Origin of the sequence: Citrobacter sp. C348 (genome assembly GCF_047467975.1) — a bacterium.
Classification (GTDB): domain Bacteria; phylum Pseudomonadota; class Gammaproteobacteria; order Enterobacterales; family Enterobacteriaceae; genus Citrobacter; species Citrobacter gillenii.
Map to the genome: position 1 here is coordinate 91565 of NZ_JASJUJ010000010.1, position 18310 is coordinate 109874.

Genomic DNA, 18310 nt, shown 5'->3' on the forward strand with positions numbered 1-18310 from the left:
GATGGTAGAAACCCTGCTCGAAGTACGTAACCTGAGCAAAACCTTTCGCTACCGGACGGGCTTGTTTCGTCGCCAGACGGTGGAAGCCGTCAAACCACTGAGCTTTACGCTGCGTGAGCGCCAGACGCTTGCCGTCATTGGCGAGAACGGTTCCGGTAAATCGACGCTGGCGAAAATGCTGGCCGGAATGGTTGAGCCGACCAGCGGTGAGCTGCTGATTGACGATCATCCGCTAAAATACGGTGATTATTCTTTTCGCAGCCAGCGCATTCGTATGATTTTCCAGGATCCGTCGACGTCGTTGAATCCGCGCCAACGAATTTCGCAGATCCTCGATTTCCCGCTGCGTCTGAATACCGACCTTGAGCCGGAGCAACGCCGCAAGCAGATCGTCGAGACCATGCGCATGGTCGGCCTGCTGCCCGATCACGTTAGCTACTACCCGCATATGCTGGCACCCGGACAAAAACAGCGTTTGGGGTTGGCCCGCGCCCTGATTTTACGTCCCAAAGTGATTATCGCGGACGAAGCGTTGGCCTCGCTGGATATGTCGATGCGTTCGCAGCTGATTAACCTGATGCTCGAGCTACAGGAAAAACAGGGTATTTCATATATCTATGTGACGCAGCATATTGGGATGATGAAACACATCAGCGATCAGGTGTTGGTGATGCACCAGGGCGAGGTCGTCGAGCGCGGCAGTACGGCGGATGTGCTGGCCTCGCCGCTGCATGAACTGACCCGCCGCCTGATTTCCGGGCATTTCGGTGAGGCGCTGACCGCCGATGCCTGGCGCAAAGATCGCTAACTGACATTGACGCCCTCCTCTGATGGAGGGCCTTTTATATCCTCAGTGAACAATATCTGCAGGTAGCAATGCTTCAATGTCGCTAAATGCAACCGGCGGGAAAATATCCCCCTGAACGGCCCAGATACCCGCATGGCTTAGCTCATCAATAAGCCGCGCGTTCTCCAGCCCCTCGACGACCACACGGTCACAATATTCCCTGATGTTCTTAATCAGAACCGGAAACATCGGCTTTTCGACCTGCGACAAAAAGAAGGCGCGATCTATTTTCACCACGTCAAAATGACCGTTAACCAGCGGGCTCGCCCCCACGCTACCTGAGCCAAGATTGCTCAACCACAAGGCATTAGGCCCGTCACGCAGAGAATTAATCAGCAGGTTATTCAGGCAAGCGGTATTCGACAGGAAACGTTCTGAGAGTTGAAGGGCAATACACGGCATAGCGTGTAAGGCTGAGGTTATGGCAGGGTCGCCTATCGCGAGAAGCGCCATTTCATCAATCAGATTAAGTGTACAAAAAAGGTTATTGCTCTCAAACCAGGCGCGCTTTCGGGTGATTAACGCGATTTGTTCAAGCATGAAATGGCGTTTTTGTGCACTATTCCACGCGGCAATGATGAAATCTGAATGTAACGGGTGAACCGTCTCTGAGGTAAACCGGGCGATCATCTCAACACCCAGCAACTTTTCCGTTGTGTCTCTCATCGGTTCCGCGATGAAATGATAGCGCATAAGACCACTCCAATTGATCATAACATACTGATAATGCGCTTCTAATTATAATCAATCAATAATATCGATCAATGATTGATTATTGATCGATAAAAACAATATATATTAACAAGATGAATATTGTCGACTTTTTTGTTTTAAGAATCTTCCTACCTTGATATGTTTGCGGATATAGACTAAAGGCAAATCATACCATTTTACGCCGTTGAGTCCTCGTGTTTTCTGCCCTCGCCCTTGCTCCGGTCTGGTTGGATGAGGCAGAACCTGGGGGGAGTGATATACTCCTCACGTGCAACGATAGTGACAGGCCACTGATACTGACAACGATGCCACGGTTCCCGAAATCCCTTTTACTGTCGTTAACCGTATGGTGACTCGCAGAGAAAGATCGTGACACAAGGGGCAGAGAGTGGGATATAATTTCAGACCAATTTCGAGTGACCTTGAAATTGCAATCATAACGTATTGATTGCTAAAAAAATAAGTAATGACTATAAGGATTAAAGCTATGGGTTTTCTTTCCGGTAAGCGCATTCTGGTGACCGGTCTTGCCAGTAAATTGTCCATCGCCTACGGTATCGCTCAAGCGATGCACCGCGAGGGAGCTGAACTGGCGTTCACCTACCAGAACGACAAACTGAAAGGCCGCGTGGAAGAATTTGCAGCTCAACTGGGTTCCAACATCGTCCTGCAGTGCGATGTGGCTGAAGACGCCAGCATCGACACCATGTTCGCTGAACTGGGCAAAACCTGGGAAAAATTCGACGGTTTCGTACACTCCATCGGTTTCGCACCAGCAGACCAGCTGGATGGCGACTATGTGAATGCGGTAACCCGCGAAGGCTTTAAAATCGCTCATGACATCAGCGCCTACAGCTTTGTAGCGATGGCAAAAGCCTGCCGCACGATGCTGAATCCAGGCTCTGCACTGCTGACACTGTCCTACCTGGGCGCAGAGCGCGCTATCCCGAACTACAACGTGATGGGTCTGGCGAAAGCGTCTCTGGAAGCAAACGTCCGCTATATGGCTAACGCGATGGGTCCGGAAGGTGTGCGTGTTAACGCGATCTCCGCGGGTCCAATCCGTACTCTGGCGGCTTCCGGTATCAAAGATTTCCGTAAAATGCTGGCTCATTGCGAAGCGGTGACCCCGATTCGTCGTACCGTGACCATTGAAGATGTGGGCAACTCAGCAGCATTCCTGTGCTCTGACCTGTCTGCCGGTATCTCTGGTGAAGTCGTTCACGTTGACGGTGGCTTCAGCATCGCGGCAATGAACGAGCTGGAACTGAAATAATCTTTCAGACCTCCTCTGTGGGCGGCGCGATGTCGCCCATGATTTTTCCCCCTCCCGTCAGCTACTCCCTGTCATATATACTTTTCTGATATTTATTATCACGTAACAATCTTTCATCCCCTTATCGGCTTACGCCAGGATATTGCAGCGCAAACGATCCGGTGGACGAACATAACGACGTATCCGGGTCGCCACTTTTTTGACCAAGGAACGCCCATGGAACAACGCCGAATTGAAGGCAAAAGCCACTGGTATCATGAAACGCAGTCCAGCACCTATCCGCAAGATGTTCTCCCGCTGGTGCCAGAAGCAGCAAACGTCGAAGACAGTTTTTTGCTGGACCTGGCGATACCGGAAGTCGCGCTGTTACCCTTTCAGTCCTGGTTAGAACCTGCCCGTGAACTTGCTCACCTTCTCTTCCCTGCTGATGTTGCCCTAAATCCGTTACATACGTTCAGCGCCTATGAACGAATGAGTACCGCCTTAACTGTCGCTCAGGTTTACGGCATCCAACGATTGTGTAACCACTATGCAGCGCGTTTGACCCCGCTACCAGGCCCGGACTCCTCCCGTGAGAGTAATCACCGGCTGGCACAAATTACCCAGTATGCTCGCCAACTTGCCAGTTCTCCCGCCGTGATTGGCGCACGCGATCGCCAGCATCTTGATGACGTTGGATTAACAACCTGCGATATCATCTTGATTAATCAGGTCATCGGCTTTGTCGGTTTTCAGGCCCGTGTCGTGGCGGTCCTTCAGGCTTATTTTGGCCATCCCTTGCGTCGCATACCGGGCCTTGATGTTCAGCAATACGCGCAGGCCGCTATTTTTAACAACGCCGATGCACAATGGCATATGGCCGCATTCCCGATAGACGTCATCCCGCCTCGCGAGGCTTCACCAGGCAGCGTTGACCAAAACGGGCGCATCCCGGATTTACAAACGCTCGCGCCGCTGCTGGCACATTCACCGACGATCCTGGCTTTACTCAGATCATTGCTGACCAGTACGCTATGTACAGATACACCGTCGAGGGCGTTTTCTCTCGCCACACTGCTGACATCACGCATTAACGGCAGCGTGGCATGCTTTAATGAACAGGCCCGCACAGTTCATCAACTGGTGGACTTCATCACGATACTGCGTCTGGATGAACGCGAATTGCAGCGCTGGGAACAACGACATCCGGTTGAGCGCGCTACCCTGCAAGCGGTACAATGGTTAACCCGGGCGCCCGACCGTTTTAGCGCCGCACTGTTAACCCCGTTATTTGAACAGGGTACCTCATCGGAACAGGCTATTAACTTACTGGCCTGGAGTGGATTGTGCGGATGGTTGAATCGCTTGAAAATCGCGCTGGGCGAGACTCACTAACCACTCCGCTCATTGAAAGAGCGCTTGCTGCGACTGGCAGTTTCGCGTAAAACTGTCAGCCGCTCTTTTGGCCACGAAAATAGACAATTATGCTTCAGGACAACCCGCTGCTAGCGCAGCTTAAACAGCAACTACATTCCCAGACGCCGCGTGCTGAAGGGGTGGTAAAAGCCACGGAAAAAGGCTTTGGCTTCCTGGAAGTCGATGCTCAAAAAAGCTATTTCATTCCACCGCCGCAGATGAAAAAAGTGATGCATGGTGACCGCATTATCGCGGTGATCCATAGCGAAAAAGATCGCGAATCTGCCGAGCCGGAAGAACTGGTTGAACCGTTCCTGACGCGTTTCGTGGGTAAAGTTCAGGGTAAGAACGATCGTCTGTCCATTGTGCCAGATCATCCGTTACTGAAAGACGCTATCCCCTGCCGCGCTGCTCGCGGTGTGGATCATGAATTTAAGGAAGGTGACTGGGCCGTCGCAGAAATGCGTCGCCATCCGCTGAAAGGCGACCGCACCTTCTACGCTGAATTAACCCAGTTCATCACCTTTGCTGACGATCATTTCGTCCCCTGGTGGGTCACGCTGGCGCGCCATAATCTTGAAAAAGAAGCACCGAACGGCGTAGCCACCGAAATGCTGGATGAAGGTCTGGAACGTCAGGATCTTACCGCACTGAACTTCGTCACCATTGACAGTGCCAGCACCGAAGATATGGACGATGCGCTGTACGCCGAGGAACTGGCTGATGGCAAACTGCAATTAACCGTCGCCATTGCCGATCCTACCGCCTGGATTGCCGAAGGCAGCAAGCTGGATAACACGGCAAAAATTCGCGCGTTCACCAACTATCTCCCGGGCTTCAATATCCCGATGTTACCGCGTGAACTGTCAGACGACCTGTGCTCGCTGCGGGCTAACGAAGTCCGTCCGGTGCTCGCTTGCCGCATGACCATTGCGGCGGACGGCACTATTGAAGACGACATCACCTTCTTCACGGCGACCATCGAATCCAAAGCGAAACTGGCCTATGACAACGTGTCTGACTGGCTGGAAGGGAATAATGGCTGGCAGCCTGAAAACGGCGAGATTGCCGAGCAGATCCGTCTGCTGCAGCGTATCTGCATGAGCCGTGGCGAGTGGCGTCATAACCACGCCCTGGTGTTTAAAGATCGCCCGGATTACCGCTTTGTACTGGGCGAAAAAGGTGAAGTGCTGGATATCGTGGCCGAACCGCGTCGCATTGCTAATCGTATCGTGGAAGAGTCGATGATTGCGGCAAACATTTGCGCCGCGCGCGTTCTTCGCGACAAACTAGGCTTCGGAATTTATAACGTACACATGGGATTCGATCCGGCGAATGCTGAAGCGTTGGCCGCCCTGCTGAAAACCCATGGTATGCACGTGGATGCCGAAGAGGTGTTGACGCTGGAAGGCTTCTGCAAACTGCGTCGTGAACTGGATGCCCAACCATCTGGTTTCCTCGATAGCCGTATTCGCCGCTTCCAGTCCTACGCTGAAATCAGCGTCGAGCCAGGCCCACACTTTGGGCTGGGTCTGGAGGCATACGCCACCTGGACCTCACCTATCCGTAAGTATGGTGACATGATCAACCATCGCCTGTTAAAAGCGGTAATTAAAGGCGAAACCATTGCTCGTCCGCAGGACGACATCACGGTACAGATGACAGAACGCCGTCGCCTGAACCGGATGGCCGAACGTGACGTCGGTGACTGGTTATACGCCCGCTTCCTGAGTGACAAAGCCGGTACCGACACCCGTTTTGCGGCTGAAATTATCGATGTCAGCCGCGGCGGTATGCGCGTGCGTTTAGTCGACAATGGCGCCGTCGCGTTTATCCCGGCCCCCTTCCTGCACGCGGTCCGTGATGAACTGGTCTGCAGCCAGGAAAACGGTACAGTGCAGATCAAAGGTGACGTGGTTTACAAGGTCACTGACGTGATCGACGTGACCATCGCCGAAGTGCGAATGGAAACCCGCAGCGTTATCGCACGTCCAGCCGCGTAGCACAAATAATTTCAACGGCCTTTCTCTTTTTGTGAAAGGCCGTTTTCTTTTCCCCCCTGAAACGCCGCCACGCACTACACTTCCTTCATCCAGTCCAAATTATTTTTACTATTTTCAGTTCTGCATCTTTGCTTTTTTCTGAATCTGGATTACACATAAATATATAAATAAAACAATATGTTCAGCCATAATTACCCTGTATGAATCATGGCTACCCTTACTTTTGAGGCTCTATGCGCTTTAAACGGGATAGTACACATCATGAAAGACGTTCGGGAGTTGGTTACGTTGTATAGCTACGTGGGTTCTCACAGCCCCTACTGGCGTTTGTCAGAGGAGTGTAACATCCTGCATTTCTCTATTGACGAAGCGGCCGCAACAGAACAAACCATCGAATTATCACCGGAACAAGCCGATCGCATTCGCGAAATGACGGTGATTACGTCAAGCCTGCTGATGACCCTTCCGATTGATAAGGATGACATTCCCGTGCACCTCGTCGGGCGAAAAATTAATAAACGTGAATGGGCTGGCAGCGCATCCGCCTGGGACGACACCCCTTCCGTGGCACGCGATCTGGCTCAAGGATTATCTTTCGCCGAACAGGTCGTATCGGAAGCCAATTCCGTTATCGTGATCCTTGACCGACAGGGTAACATTCAACGTTTCAATCGGTTATGCGAAGAGTACACTGGGCTAAGAGAACGTGAAGTGATCGGACAAAGCGTTTTCACGTTGTTTATGAGCCGTCGTGAAGCTGCGGCATCAAGACGCAATATTGACATTTTTTTTCGCGAAGGCAATTCGTATGAAGTCGAACGCTGGGTAAACACCTGTAAGGGTCAGCGCCTGTTCTTGTTTCGTAATAAATTTGTGCATAACGGCAGCGGTAAGAACGAAATCTTTCTGATCTGTTCCGGGACCGATATTACCGAAGAACGGCGCGCCCAGGAGCGACTGCGCGTGCTGGCGAACACTGACTCCATCACCGGGTTACCCAACCGTAACGCCATTCATGAGTTGATTAGCGAGGCGATTGAGAACGCGGGTGACACGCAGGTTGGCATTATTTATCTCGACCTCGATAACTTCAAAAAGGTCAACGATGCCTACGGGCATATGTTTGGCGACCAGCTATTACAAAGTGTCTCGCTGGCTATCCTAAGTTGCCTCGAAGATAACCAGTTACTGGCGCGCTTCGGCGGTGATGAGTTTATTGTCCTCGCGACGGGAACCTCCCAGGGGGCGCTGGAGGCCACGGCCTCGCGTATTTTGACCCGTCTGCGGCTGCCATTCCGTATCGGCCTGATTGAAATATATACCGGCTGTTCTATCGGTATTTCCCTGGCGCCCCAGCATGGTAATGACAGTGAAAACGTCATTCGCAACGCGGATACCGCCATGTATACCGCCAAAGAAGGCGGTCGCGGGCAGTTTTGCGTGTTCTCCCCTGAAATGAATCAGCGGGTGTTCGAGTATCTGTGGCTCGATACCAACTTGCGTAAGGCGCTGGAAAACGATCAGTTACTGATCCACTACCAACCCAAAATAACCTGGCGGGGTGAAGTCCGCAGCGTGGAGGCGCTGGTCCGCTGGCAGTCGCCGGAGCGTGGGTTAATTCCGCCGCTGGAATTTATCTCTTACGCCGAGGAGTCGGGGCTTATCGTTCCACTCGGACGTTGGGTGATTCTCGATGTTGTACGCCAGGTGGCCAAGTGGCGTGATAAGGGGATCAATTTACGCGTGGCGGTAAACGTCTCAGCGCGTCAACTGGCCGATCAAACACTGTTCACCGATCTGAAGCAGGTTCTCCACGATCTGAATTTCGAATATTGCCCTATCGACGTCGAGTTAACGGAAAGCAGTTTGATTGAGAATGAACAACTGGCACTGTCCGTTATTCAGCAGTTTAGTCAGCTTGGTGCCCAGATCCATTTGGATGATTTTGGCACCGGATACTCTTCACTTTCCCAACTTGCCCGCTTCCCGCTCGATGCGATTAAACTGGACCAGACCTTCGTCAGGGACATCCACAAACAATCAATTTCACAGTCACTGGTACGCGCCATTGTTGCGGTGGCGCAAGCGCTAAATCTCCAGGTGATTGCTGAAGGCGTGGAAAGTGCGAAAGAGGATGCCTTTCTGACCAAGAACGGTGTCAACGAGCGCCAGGGATTTTTGTTCGCTAAGCCAATGCCAGCTGCCGCGTTTGAACGTTGGTATAAGCGGCATCTGAATAAAAAAATGCGCTAAAGGTGCAGAAATAACCGTCGTGAAATAGCGAAAAATAGACATTCCGTGACTATCGTATCTGTCTGTAATCACGGAATATATAATATTCTCCTATCACGAAGGTTAATACTATTTTTCCCTTCTCTTTTGTCATGAATTTCTGCATCATGAAATTCAAACTCTTTTGACACCAGGATGATGACCATGTCTGATATCGACGCCAAACGACTGGCCGAACGCATTGATACCGTACTGGATATCCTTGTTGCAGGCGACACTCACTCAGCCATCCACAACCTCGAAATCCTCAAAGCCGAGCTGTTAAACGCGGTCAGCGAAGAAACTGCGTCTTTGTCAAAAAAGCACAAAGCCCCGTGGGAGATCTGACGGCTTTGTTCTTGTTATGTGGTTGCTGATATCAGACTGTTGATAACGTAACCTCCGTTTAATGTCCGATACGATATCGCTATAAAAATTAATACTATGAATTCCCGACAACAATCTATTTTGCAGATGGTGACCGATAAAGGCCAGATGAGCGTAGCTGAGCTTGCCAAAATCACCGGTGTCTCAGAAGTGACGATTCGACAGGATCTGAACACGCTGGAAAAACAGAGCTATTTACGTCGTGCACACGGTTTCGCAGTGTCACTGAATAGCGACGATGTTGAAACGCGCATGATGACCAACTTCACCCTGAAACGTGAACTGGCTGAATTTGCCGCCTCGCTAGTCAATCCCGGTGAATCCGTATTTATTGAAAACGGTAGCAGTAACGCACTGCTGGCCAGAACGCTGGCGGAACAAAAAGACGTCACTATCATTACGGTCAGCAGCTATATCGCTCACCTGCTGAAAGAAACACCCTGCGAAGTAATCCTCCTCGGCGGGATCTATCAGAAAAAAAGCGAAAGTATGGTTGGGCCGTTAACGCGTCAGTTTATCCAGCAGGTTCACTTTAGTAAGGCTTTTATTGGAATCGATGGCTGGCAGCCTGAAACCGGCTTCACCGGCCGTGACATGATGCGTTCAGACGTGGTCAATGCGGTGCTGGAAAAAGGCGCAGAGGTGATTGTGCTTACCGATAGCTCGAAGTTTGACGCCATTCATCCGTACACGCTAGGTCCGCTGGAGCGATTCAATCGCGTCGTCACTGATGCAAAACTCAGCGCCAGCGTGCAAATGCAGCTGGAGCATTCAGGATTAACCGTTAACATTATCGATACCCACGCATAATACGTCACCTGATGATTTGCCTGTCGGCAAATCATCTTCTCTCTGAGATTTATCCGACCGTCCAATTAAGACTTTTTACCTGTTGTTAACAGGGTAATGTCGTAAAATTAATGTTAGCGATATAACAGGAACACACTCTCATCAACAGATGATTGATGGTAATGCCCTGCGCTAAACGGTTTCACGGAAATACCTTTAATGACCTTAATTTAACGCTATCATTAAAGAGACTGGATCCCGTGAATCAATCATTCAGGAGAAAGTATTATGTTAGTAACGAGCAAAAAAATGACCGCTGCCATTTTGGCGATTACTCTGGCTATGTCTTTGAGTGCCTGCTCTAACTGGTCTAAACAAGACCGTAACACCGCAATTGGTGCGGGTGCAGGTGCCATTGGTGGTGCAGTCCTGACGGACGGCAGTACGCTGGGGACGCTGGGTGGTGCTGCAGTAGGTGGTATTATCGGCCACCAGGTGGGTAAATAATCTACGGTTGACCGGCTCGATATAATAATACGTTTACTTTTTCGCGACCGTACTATTTACATTATTTATAATAAAGCCACGAATGTTCTCGTGGCTTTTTTTATTAGCCGCCAGCCAGTTTAACTTTCAAGCCTTTAGCTTCCAGCAAGGATTTAATCAAGTCGCGTTTGTCACCTTGTATTTCAATGACGCCCTCTTTCACAGCCCCACCGCAGCCACATTTTTTCTTCAACTCGGCTGCTAATTTGGTTAGCTCTGAGTCGTCCAGATCAATACCGGTAATCAGGCAAACGCCCTTTCCTTTTCGACCGCTAGTCTGGCGTTGAATTCGCACAATACCATCGCCTTTTGGACGTTCAGTCACCACTTTAGGTTCGTCAATTCGTCCGGACTCAGTCGAGTAGACCAGACGAGAGTTAGCGTCGCTCATTTACGCTCCTCGTTTCAGTGAAGTGTTGATCGTCTTCAACGTCTGGGCCGGGTCCGCCGACTGCGTAACCGGACGACCAATCACCATAAAATCCACACCCGCTGACAGCGCCTGCTGTGGCGTCATAATGCGGCGCTGATCGCCCGCTTCACTGCCTTCAGGACGAATACCAGGCGTTACCAGCTTAAACGCCTGACCAAACTCTTGTTTGAATCGTACCGCTTCCTGCGCAGAACAGACAACGCCGTCCAGCCCGCAGTTTTGTGTTAATCGCGCCAGCCTTTCTGCATGCTCCGCAGGTGACAACGTCACGCCAAGATCGGCAAGGTCGCTGGCTTCCATGCTGGTCAGCACCGTCACGGCAATTAACAACGGCGCATCGTTACCAAAGGGTACCAAGGCTTCACGAGCCGCCGTCATCATCCGTGCCCCACCCGAGGCATGAACGTTAACCATCCACACGCCAAGGTCTGCCGCAGCCGCTACGGCATGTGCCGTGGTATTGGGGATGTCGTGGAATTTCAGGTCCAGAAATACATCAAATCCACGCTGTTGCAGGTCGCGCACCAATTGAGGCCCAAAAAGCGTGAACATCTCTTTGCCCACTTTCAAACGGCAATCACGGGGATCAATTCTGTCGACAAATGCCAATGCTTTATCGCGATTATTGTAGTCCAGAGCGACAACGACAGGAGAATCAGTAACAGCACGGGGAGAAGATGAAGCAGTAAACGTCATAACCAGACCTTCCTGAAGATGGGCACCTTGCGGCACAAAATGGGTAAACGGCGTGCATTCTACCTGTGGTCATAGAAAATGAACAGATTCGATTACATTTCTGCCAGGCGATGTGGCGCGGAGGTTAAATGTGGAAGATGCGATGGAATAATAAGGATGTTGTAACTAAAACTGGTATTTTTTTAATTACAGACCGTCAAGACCGCGAATTGGCTTAATGGTTGACCATGAACGACACGATGGGCAATGCCAGTACAGCGTGTAGGCGGTAAATCCGCATTTCTGGCAGCGGTAGCGGGGCTTACTGCGAACCTGTTCGCCGACCATATCCCGTAACACCATCAGACTCTCTTTAGCACGCCCTTCCTCGGCCTCATTGAGGTGATAGTCCATTAGTTTGTGGAAGACGCGCATCGTCGGATGACGCTGCAACTGACGGGTGATATAAACCTGCGCGGTATCGCTGCCCTCACGCGCTTCAAGGATATCCGCCAACATCAGCTCAGCGGCGGCACCGGTATTCTCCTCTACGGCGCGGCGTAAGAACTCCGCCCATTCATCGTTCTTACCAAGTTGCTGGTAGCAACTCTGTAGCATGTCCAGCGTTTCGCTGACCAGCTCTTTGTCCTGGGAAATTACGCGCTGCAGGCTTTCGACAGCCTTCGCATAGTCCCCTTTCATCATGTACACGCGCCCCATCATGATGGAAACCCGCGCACTGTTTTTGTCGGCGGCAGCCCCTTTTTTTAACAACGTCATGGCGCGATCCATGTCGTCGCTGCCCAGTTGCTGAAGGGCCAGTTCGCAGTAAAAGTGTGCGATCTCAATTCGCTGCTTATCTTTACCGAGCTTCACCAGACGTTCCGCAACGTCAATGGCTTTTTGCCACTCACTGGTTGCCTGATAGATCTGCAACAGCTGTTGCAACGCACCCACGCGGAAATCGGTTTCATCGGTAAGCTGATTGAACATGTCTTCAGCGCGGTCATACAGACCTGCGGCCATGTAATCGCGACCGAGTTGTTGAACCGCCAGCAAACGCTGTTCGTAGGTCAATGACGCACTTTCCATCAAAGTTTGATGGATGCGGATAGCGCGATCGACTTCACCGCGCGAGCGGAACAGGTTTCCGAGGGTGAGATGAGCCTCAACGGTGCCGGTATCCTCTTTCAACATATCGAGGAACAGATCCACCGCTTTATCTTGTTGGTTGCTCAGAAGGAAGTTAACCCCGGCGACATAGTCACGCGACAGACGGTTAGCTTCGTCCTGTTTTGTTTGTTGCGCACTTCTGCGACCCATATACCACCCATAGGCAGCGGCTACAGGTAACAGCAGAAACAACAACTCCAGCATAAATAATTATTCCTTCACAACCGACGAATCGGCAGAAACCGCAACGTCGGTCGCAGGCGCAAGCTGGTTTTCCAGTCGTTTGATTTTACGTTCGGCACGCACAAGAGACACGCGAACCCTCAGCCAGAAAAGGCCACAAATTAACCAACCAATCGCAAATCCTGCAGCAAACAACACGGCAAGCAGCGTAGAAATACGATATTCACCTTGGGCCAGCAGGTAGTTAAACGTTACCTGTTGATCGTTTTGCGCACCTAATGTCACCGAAATAACAAAAATCGCCAACACCAGTAAGAAAATGAGTAAATATTTCACATTACTTCCCGTTATGTGGTTTGAGCGAATAAATCGTGTACAACTTACCGCGTTGAGCCCTTTAAATTACCATTTTCACGACGAGTGCGAAATGGAAAAGCGCTTTAGTCTTTATGATTTAAGGGCAAAACGCGAAAAATCAATCACGGTCAGCTTTCTTGTTCACGCTGTGCGATTTCTTGTTGCTCCTGAACCGGCGGTGTTAATGGCCCACAGACCCGTTGAGCAAGCCATGTCGCCAACGTAACCAGCAGCCATGATATCAACGTCGCCACGACTAAATCTCGCGGCCAGTGCATGCCCAGTAACAAACGACTGCCCATTACACCCGTCGCCCAGACCAGCAAGAAAACAATCGTCAGCGTACGTCTACGCGGCCATAGTAGCCCCACGGCCAGTAACGCCCAACTGGCGGCAAACATCGTATGACCAGAGGGAAATGCGAAACCCGTCTCTTTTTGCCAGTGTTTACGTAAAAAGGTCGGGATATCCTGCTGTCCTGATAATTGCTCTTTGACTAAGTGTCCGCGCTCTTTACGCTTTAAAGTGTAGAACTCATCAACAGGGACATGGTGCGTTTTTTCCAGCCAAACCACAAAAGGTCGTGGCTCCTGCACCCTTTCTTTTACCCATGACTTGACCCCCTGGCCGATCAAAATTGCCGCGGCAAAGATGGCGAACAGCATCATCGCAGCTTTCAGTCGAAATCTCAGACACCACAAAAACCACACACACAGGGACACATGAGTAATGATCCCCCTGGGTTGCGTCACCGTTTCTGTTATCCAGTATAAGGATTTTAACCACCAGACATTATTTCCTGGATGCCAGCTCCAGCCAGATACCCACACGGACACCGGCATAATCAACAGCAGTGCCGCACCTACGGCGGTTCGCTTTGCAATGGAAAGCATTGCCTCTCCTTTCGTCGATAAGTCTCACAATCATAACTGAAAAAATTGCGCGCTGGGAAAATTGACAATTTTGTGCCATTGCAAATACGAATGCGCTGTCGCCATTAGGCGAACGCCGTCGCCTTATGGCAAAATAGCGCCATACAGAAGCCAATAGGCGACGGCACGGCGAGTGCCAGCGTAATCTGGAGAAATACATGCAGCTTAAACGTGTGGCAGAAGCCAAACTGCCGACCCCCTGGGGTGATTTCCTGATGGTGGGATTTGAAGAACTGGCAACCGGGCACGATCATGTCGCGCTGGTATTTGGCGATATTTCGGGTCAAACACCGGTCCTGGCACGCGTCCATTCCGAATGTCTGACTGGCGATGCGCTTTTCAGCCTGCGTTGCGATTGCGGTTTCCAACTGGAAGCAGCGCTCACGCACATTGCTGAAGAGGGACGCGGTATCCTGCTTTACCATCGCCAGGAAGGTCGCAACATCGGCCTGCTGAATAAGATCCGCGCCTACGCGTTGCAAGATCAAGGCTACGATACCGTTGAAGCCAACCACCAGTTAGGTTTTGCTGCCGATGAGCGCGACTTCACCCTGTGCGCAGATATGTTTAAGCTGCTGGGCGTAGATGCTGTACGACTGCTGACCAATAATCCGAAGAAAGTTGAGATTCTGACCGAAGCTGGGATCAATATTGTCGAACGCGTGCCGCTGATAGTGGGCCGGAACCCGAAAAATGCGCATTATCTGGATACCAAAGCCGCCAAAATGGGCCATTTATTGAGCGAATAATCGCCCTGTAATTGCACATGCGCCTGCCCCATGAAAAGCCTGCTTACGCAGGCTTTTTCACTTTTTACTTCAGCATATTACGAATCACATAGTGCAAAATACCGTCGTTCTGGTAGTAGGTTAACTCCGTCGCGGTATCGATACGACAGCGGCACATAATCACCTCTTTGCTGCCATCTGCGCGCACCATATTCACCGCAATTGTGGCGCCCGGTTGAATTGTTTGTAAATCCGTAATATCAATCACTTCATCACCAGTGAGTCCCAACGTTTTACGCGTCACCCCTTGCGGGAACTCCAGCGGCAGGATCCCCATACCAATCAGGTTGGAACGGTGAATTCGCTCAAACGATTCTGCGATGACCACGCGAATACCCAGCAAACGTGGGCCTTTCGCTGCCCAGTCGCGACTGGAGCCTGATCCGTATTCCTTACCGGCAATCACCGCCAGCGGCACGCTCTCCTGCTGATAACGCATGGCCGCATCGTAAATGGCCACCACTTCCGTCCCCGGTAAATGGCGAGTCATCCCGCCTTCAATCCCCGGCACCATTTCATTGCGGATACGAATGTTGGCAAAAGTACCGCGCATCATCACTTCATGATTTCCACGTCGTGAACCATAGGAGTTAAAATCCCGTCGCTCAACGCCGTGGCTCTGCAAATAGCGTCCTGCCGGGCTGTCCGCCTTAATACTGCCAGCGGGGGAAATATGATCTGTGGTCACCGAGTCACCCAGCATCGCCAATATACGTGCCCCATGAATATCGTTTACCGGAGCCGGCGTAGCCTTCATGCCCTCGAAGAACGGTGACAGGCGAATATAGGTCGAGTCAGACTGCCAGCCGTAGGTGTCGACACGATCAACATTGATCGATTTCCATTCCGGCGTGCCTTCAAACACTTCCGCATACTCTTTGTGGAACATCTCCGTGGATACCTGCTCGACGGCGCGGGCAATTTCCCGTGCAGAAGGCCAGATATCTTTCAGATATACGGGGTCACCTTTTTTATCGTGTCCGAGCGGATCTTTGGTCAGGTTAATGTTCATATTGCCCGCCAGCGCATAAGCGACCACCAGCGGCGGTGAGGCCAGCCAGTTCGTTTTCACTAACGGATGAATGCGTCCTTCAAAGTTGCGATTACCGGAAAGCACCGCCCCCACCGTCAGGTCGCCTTTTTTAATCGCCGTTTCAATCGGATCGGGTAACGGGCCGGAGTTACCAATACAGGTGGTACAGCCATAGCCAACCAGATTGAACCCCAACTCATCGAGATACGGTGTCAGTCTGGCCTGCGCCAGATAGTCAGACACCACTTTTGATCCCGGAGCCAGCGAGGCTTTAACCCACGGCTGACGTTTCAGGCCAAGGGTGACCGCTTTTTTCGCCAGTAAACCCGCAGCCATCAACACGCTCGGGTTTGAAGTGTTGGTACAGGAGGTAATAGCCGCGATGACTACCGCACCGTCCGGTAGCTGGTATTGATGACCGTTCAGAATATAGTCCACCGGCTGGCGATCTTTCTGCGAACTGTTCAGCTCAAGCTCATTGCTTGCCGCAAATGCTTTCGGGACATCCCCCAGCGCGACGCGATCCTGCGGACGCTTCGGTCCGGCCAGGCTGGCTTCCACATCAGCCATGTCCAGTTCCAGTGAACTGGTAAACACCGGCGCATCGCCCGTATTACGCCACATCCCCTGCGCTTTGGCGTAGGACTCGACCAGTTCAACTTGCTCTTCGCTGCGGCCACTCAGGCGCATATATTCGAGTGTGACGCCATCAATAGGGAAGAAACCGCAGGTCGCGCCATATTCCGGCGCCATATTGGCAATGGTGGCACGGTCTGCCAGCGGCAGCGTGTCGAGGCCATCACCATAGAATTCAACAAATTTACCGACCACACCGTGCTTACGCAGCATCTGGGTCACGGTCAGGACCAGATCGGTGGCGGTGATCCCTTCTCGCAGTTTTCCATCCAGCTTGAAGCCCACGACATCCGGGATCAGCATCGAGACCGGTTGCCCCAGCATCGCGGCTTCTGCTTCAATTCCGCCCACGCCCCACCCCAGTACACCAAGGCCGTTAATCATCGTAGTGTGGGAGTCGGTACCAACCAGCGTGTCCGGGTAAGCCACCCACTCGCCATCCTGCAATTCACTCCACACCGCTTTTCCCAGGTATTCGAGGTTAACCTGGTGGCAGATCCCCGTCCCCGGCGGTACAACGCTGAAGCGGCTGAATGCCTGCTGCCCCCATTTCAGAAACACATAGCGCTCGTGGTTACGCTCCATTTCCAGGCGAACGTTCTCTTCGAACGCATCATCATCACCGAAGTGGTCTACCGTCACCGAGTGGTCAATCACCAGATCAACAGGTGAAAGCGGGTTCACTTTCGCCGTATCACCGCCGAGGCGTTTAACCGCTTCGCGCATGGCCGCCAGATCGACCACCGCCGGAACGCCGGTAAAATCCTGCATCAGTACACGGGCGGGTCGATAGGCAATCTCGCGATCGGCATGGGCATTGTCCAGCCATCGAGCCAGAGAATGAATATCTTCTTCAGTAACTGAATCACCGTCCTGCCAGCGCAGCAGGTTTTCCAGCAAGACTTTTAGCGATTTGGGTAGACGGGTGATATCACCCAATGATTTGGCAGCCAGCGGCAAACTGTAGTAGCGGTAGGTTTTATCTTTAACCTGCAATGTGTCCTTACTGGCTTCGCGTAGGGTCGACGACATAGCTCCTCCTTAAATGACAGGGTGGCATCCCCTGACTTTTCTCAGGGTTAGTATTAAAGATAACACAAACAAAATGTAACGCTTTGATAACAACTCAAATTGATAAAAGCGGAGAAGCATAAATGGCGATACAAGGGGATTACGGCGTGAAGGTGGAATTACGTCATTCACTCTTCAATACGGTGAACTAATTCTAATGAAGATATAGCCAAAATAATTAGAGCGGCATGAAGGCGGCAAGTGAGTGAATCGCCAGGAGCATAGATAACTATGTGACTGGGGTGAACGAACGGAAATAACGCACATGCTGCTTTAAGTATGACGGCTATAAAACGCGGGTTAATTATTGTTTCTGTTCTTCGTCTTCATCAAATAGATCAATAAAAGCCTGCTGTGCCGGGGAAAGTTGCCACGCGTCAGGAATAGTCTTTCTACATTCAGTAGTCGCATCCTGCGCTGGCTCATTGTCTTGCTGAGAAGGTGTAGACGTGGGTTGCTGCTGTTGCACGGACATGACTAACTCCACACATTCCAAACCACGAGCGCAACAACAATCCAGAACAGGACTGAACCGAGAAAGACCGTGAACCATGCTTTACGTTTCAGCGCGGGATCCCGGCGTGCTGGCTGGTTTCCAGAAGGCATCGCTAACCTCATACTATCGAAATCACTTATCATACTGGCACCAAACAATTGGTACAATTAATCATCAGATAAGAGAAATCCTAAAGAAAAAGGCGTGAAAAAGCCAGTTAATTTTCGAATCCTCAGCCGTGAATAAATCAATTGTTTGATCCGATATAAATATTTGACAGGGTTTTGAGCAGATTTTCTAATTTA

At 51.3% G+C, this 18310-nt stretch carries 18 protein-coding genes; 9 read left to right on the forward strand and 9 right to left on the reverse strand.

Annotation, left to right across the window (positions count from 1 at the left end; all coding sequences use genetic code 11):
* The first annotated feature begins 1 nt into the window (after window position 1).
* Window positions 2-808: a peptide ABC transporter ATP-binding protein SapF gene (gene sapF, locus QNN86_RS18145; RefSeq protein ID WP_096756842.1), complete on the forward strand. Its 807-nt coding sequence runs from the start codon at window positions 2-4 to the stop codon at window positions 806-808.
* Window positions 809-850: 42 nt separating this feature from the next.
* Here the strand turns inward: sapF and QNN86_RS18150 are convergent, their stop codons facing one another.
* Complete coding sequence (locus QNN86_RS18150) at window positions 851-1540, reverse strand: EAL domain-containing protein (protein ID WP_181617051.1); 690 nt, start codon at window positions 1538-1540, stop codon at window positions 851-853.
* Window positions 1541-2048: 508 nt separating this feature from the next.
* Here QNN86_RS18150 and fabI point away from each other — a divergent pair.
* The 7 genes from fabI to osmB all read left to right on the forward strand — a co-directional run bounded on the left by fabI (window position 2049) and on the right by osmB (window position 10189).
* Window positions 2049-2837 carry an enoyl-ACP reductase FabI gene (gene fabI / locus QNN86_RS18155; RefSeq protein ID WP_137361798.1) on the forward strand — a complete coding sequence of 263 codons (789 nt, stop codon included), beginning with the start codon at window positions 2049-2051 and terminating at the stop codon, window positions 2835-2837.
* A 216-nt stretch (window positions 2838-3053) separates the two neighbouring features.
* Entirely contained in the window at window positions 3054-4211 is a 1158-nt protein-coding gene (locus QNN86_RS18160; RefSeq protein WP_414212050.1) for a CMD domain-containing protein, read from the forward strand.
* 89 nt (window positions 4212-4300) lie between these two features.
* Window positions 4301-6235, forward strand: a complete 1935-nt coding sequence (locus QNN86_RS18165; RefSeq protein ID WP_414212052.1) for an exoribonuclease II — start codon at window positions 4301-4303, stop codon at window positions 6233-6235.
* Window positions 6236-6496: 261 nt separating this feature from the next.
* Window positions 6497-8488, forward strand: a complete 1992-nt coding sequence (pdeR, locus tag QNN86_RS18170; protein ID WP_181617054.1) for a cyclic di-GMP phosphodiesterase — start codon at window positions 6497-6499, stop codon at window positions 8486-8488.
* Between the two features lie 183 nt (window positions 8489-8671).
* On the forward strand, window positions 8672-8854 hold the full coding sequence (locus tag QNN86_RS18175) for a hypothetical protein (RefSeq protein WP_096756836.1): 183 nt from the start codon (window positions 8672-8674) through the stop codon (window positions 8852-8854).
* Between the two features lie 96 nt (window positions 8855-8950).
* The gene (locus QNN86_RS18180; RefSeq protein WP_181617055.1) at window positions 8951-9703 is read left to right on the forward strand and encodes a DNA-binding transcriptional regulator YciT; all 753 of its coding nucleotides are present in this window, start codon (window positions 8951-8953) and stop codon (window positions 9701-9703) included.
* Window positions 9704-9970: 267 nt separating this feature from the next.
* A complete protein-coding gene (gene osmB, locus QNN86_RS18185; RefSeq protein ID WP_096756834.1) occupies window positions 9971-10189 on the forward strand; it encodes an osmotically-inducible lipoprotein OsmB in 219 nt (72 codons plus the stop codon).
* 103 nt (window positions 10190-10292) lie between these two features.
* Here osmB and yciH read toward each other — a convergent pair whose 3' ends face one another.
* The 5 genes from yciH to pgpB all read right to left on the reverse strand — a co-directional run bounded on the left by yciH (window position 10293) and on the right by pgpB (window position 13942).
* On the reverse strand, window positions 10293-10619 hold the full coding sequence (yciH, locus tag QNN86_RS18190; protein WP_096756833.1) for a stress response translation initiation inhibitor YciH: 327 nt from the start codon (window positions 10617-10619) through the stop codon (window positions 10293-10295).
* Window positions 10620-11357 (reverse strand): orotidine-5'-phosphate decarboxylase, encoded by a 738-nt coding sequence (gene pyrF, locus QNN86_RS18195; protein ID WP_279278028.1) that lies wholly within the window; start codon window positions 11355-11357, stop codon window positions 10620-10622.
* Between the two features lie 186 nt (window positions 11358-11543).
* The gene (lapB, locus tag QNN86_RS18200; RefSeq protein WP_096756831.1) at window positions 11544-12713 is read right to left on the reverse strand and encodes a lipopolysaccharide assembly protein LapB; all 1170 of its coding nucleotides are present in this window, start codon (window positions 12711-12713) and stop codon (window positions 11544-11546) included.
* 6 nt (window positions 12714-12719) lie between these two features.
* On the reverse strand, window positions 12720-13028 hold the full coding sequence (locus QNN86_RS18205) for a LapA family protein (RefSeq protein WP_096756830.1): 309 nt from the start codon (window positions 13026-13028) through the stop codon (window positions 12720-12722).
* Between the two features lie 149 nt (window positions 13029-13177).
* Complete coding sequence (gene pgpB / locus QNN86_RS18210; protein WP_414212056.1) at window positions 13178-13942, reverse strand: phosphatidylglycerophosphatase B; 765 nt, start codon at window positions 13940-13942, stop codon at window positions 13178-13180.
* Window positions 13943-14139: 197 nt separating this feature from the next.
* Here pgpB and ribA point away from each other — a divergent pair, with 197 nt between their 5' ends.
* On the forward strand, window positions 14140-14730 hold the full coding sequence (ribA, locus tag QNN86_RS18215; protein ID WP_096756827.1) for a GTP cyclohydrolase II: 591 nt from the start codon (window positions 14140-14142) through the stop codon (window positions 14728-14730).
* A gap of 64 nt (window positions 14731-14794) precedes the next feature.
* Here ribA and acnA read toward each other — a convergent pair whose 3' ends face one another.
* The 3 genes from acnA to QNN86_RS18230 all read right to left on the reverse strand — a co-directional run bounded on the left by acnA (window position 14795) and on the right by QNN86_RS18230 (window position 18127).
* Window positions 14795-17470 (reverse strand): aconitate hydratase AcnA, encoded by a 2676-nt coding sequence (gene acnA / locus QNN86_RS18220; protein ID WP_414212058.1) that lies wholly within the window; start codon window positions 17468-17470, stop codon window positions 14795-14797.
* Window positions 17471-17813: 343 nt separating this feature from the next.
* Window positions 17814-17984, reverse strand: coding sequence for a hypothetical protein (locus QNN86_RS18225; RefSeq protein ID WP_249418924.1), 171 nt, complete (start codon window positions 17982-17984; stop codon window positions 17814-17816).
* Between the two features lie 2 nt (window positions 17985-17986).
* Complete coding sequence (locus QNN86_RS18230) at window positions 17987-18127, reverse strand: YmiA family putative membrane protein (protein WP_213083822.1); 141 nt, start codon at window positions 18125-18127, stop codon at window positions 17987-17989.
* Window positions 18128-18310: the final 183 nt, after the last annotated feature.